Origin of the sequence: Nocardioides sp. CPCC 206348 (assembly GCF_048654705.1) — a bacterium.
In the GTDB taxonomy this organism is placed as follows: Bacteria; Actinomycetota; Actinomycetes; order Propionibacteriales; family Nocardioidaceae; genus Nocardioides.
Window position 1 is genome coordinate 130,945 of sequence record NZ_JBMCZA010000210.1, and the last position, 1,694, is coordinate 132,638.

Genomic DNA, 1,694 nt, shown 5'->3' on the forward strand with positions numbered 1-1,694 from the left:
TCTCGGCACCCAGCCCGGCATCTCCGGCGACAGCGACGTCTTCTCGCTCCCGAAGCACAAGCTGACGATCACGTTGTCGGCGCCGCACGCGCTCGGCACCGTCGCCTACGTCATCCCGACCAGCGTCGAGCACCCGCAGGGATCGCACAACGAGAAGAGCAACACGTGGTCGCTCACGACCACGGTGTACGGCAACCCCGACTACGCGGTGGTCTTCGTCCAGGCCGGTGTGGACGGGAAGCCGGAGTCCTGCAAGATCACCGTCGACGGCAGGGTCACCGAACGGCGATCGACCGAGGGGCCGTACGGCGCCATGTGGTGCCAGGGCTGATCCAGCCCCGGCACCGGCGCGATCGAACTCGCGATGAGCTGAGTTCGCGAACTACTTCGGGGGCATCCGGATGCCACCGTCGACGCGGATGACCTCGCCGTTCATGTACGAGTTCGTGATGCACTCGATGACCATGCTGGCCAGCTCGTCGGGCGTGCCGAGGCGCTTGGGGAACAACACGTTCTGGCCGAGGTTGGCCTTGAACGCGTCGGCGGCCTCGCCCTCGCCGTAGATCGGGGTGTCGATCAGGCCGGGCGCGACCGTGTTGAGGCGGATGCCGGCAGCCGAGAGGTCGCGCGCGACGGGCAGGGTCATGCCGACCACGCCACCCTTCGAGGCGGAGTACGACGCCTGGCCGATCTGGCCGTCGAAGGCGGCCACGCTGGCCATGTTGACGATGGCGCCGCGGCAGCCGTCGGCGTCAGGCTCGTTGAGGCTCATCGCGGTCGCGGCCTGGCGGACCATGTCGAAGGTGCCGATCAGGTTGATGTGGACGACCTTGGTGAAGGCCTCCAGCGAGTGGGCGGACTCGAGCTGGCCGTCGCGACCGATGGTGCGCTGCGCCCAGCCGATGCCGGCGGAGTTGACGACGGCACGCAGCGGGGCGATCTCGGACGCGACCTTGACGGCGGCGGCGATCTGCTCGGTGTTCGTGACGTCGACCTGGGCGAAGACGCCGTTGATCTCGGCGGCAAGGGCCTCGCCCTTGTCGGCCTGCAGGTCGGCGACGACGACGGTCGCGCCCTTGGCAGCGAGCTGGCGAGCGGCCGCGGCACCAATGCCCGACGCGCCGCCCGTGACGATGGCGGAGGTTCCAGTGAGTTCCATGCGACGGACTGTAGCGAGGTCAGAGAGAGGTGCGGCCCTCGGCCAGGATCACGGCGGGACCGGTCATCAGGATCCGGTCGTCGGCGGTCCACGTGATCTGCAGCGTCCCGCCAGGCAGGTCGACCCGGTAGGCGGTGTCGCGCTCCGCGCCGTCGGCGAGGGCGGCGGCCACCATCACGGCGCACGCGCCGGTGCCGCACGAGCGGGTCTCGCCGGAGCCCCGTTCGTGGACCCGCATCGCCACATGGCCGGGCCCGCGTCGTACGACGAACTCGACGTTGACCCCGTGGGGGTAGACGGCGTCGTCGTGGACCGGCGGATCGAGGAGCGGGCCGATGTCGGCGAGGTCGGCGTCGAGGAAGGCCACCGCGTGGGGGTTGCCCATGTCGACGTGCAGGGCCGGCCAGGACTGGTCGCCGATCGACACCTGGGTGTCCTCGAGGACCTTCGGGGTGCCCATGTCGACGGTGATCTCGCCGTTGGCCGCACCACCGGCAAAGGTCAGCACCTTCACCCCGTCGCGCGTGGCGACCGG

3 protein-coding genes are annotated in these 1,694 nt (G+C 70.0%); 1 reads left to right on the forward strand and 2 read right to left on the reverse strand.

Annotation, left to right across the window (positions count from 1 at the left end; all coding sequences use genetic code 11):
- On the forward strand, positions 1-331 hold a 331-nt coding region (locus ACOADB_RS21600), incomplete at its 5' end, for a hypothetical protein (RefSeq protein WP_378603373.1).
- 51 nt (positions 332-382) lie between these two features.
- Here the strand turns inward: ACOADB_RS21600 and ACOADB_RS21605 are convergent.
- Together ACOADB_RS21605 and dapF are read right to left on the reverse strand one after the other, a co-directional pair.
- Positions 383-1,159, reverse strand: coding sequence for an SDR family NAD(P)-dependent oxidoreductase (locus tag ACOADB_RS21605; RefSeq protein WP_378603376.1), 777 nt, complete (start codon positions 1,157-1,159; stop codon positions 383-385).
- A gap of 19 nt (positions 1,160-1,178) precedes the next feature.
- Positions 1,179-1,694 (reverse strand): diaminopimelate epimerase (gene dapF, locus ACOADB_RS21610; RefSeq protein WP_378603378.1); only part of this gene is annotated, 516 nt, incomplete at its 5' end.

Excerpts from the sequence above, each read along its gene's own strand:
- ACOADB_RS21605 (WP_378603376.1), bottom strand. The coding sequence starts at position 1,159 with ATGGAACTCACTGGAACCTCCGCCATCGTCACGGGCGGCGCGTCGGGC.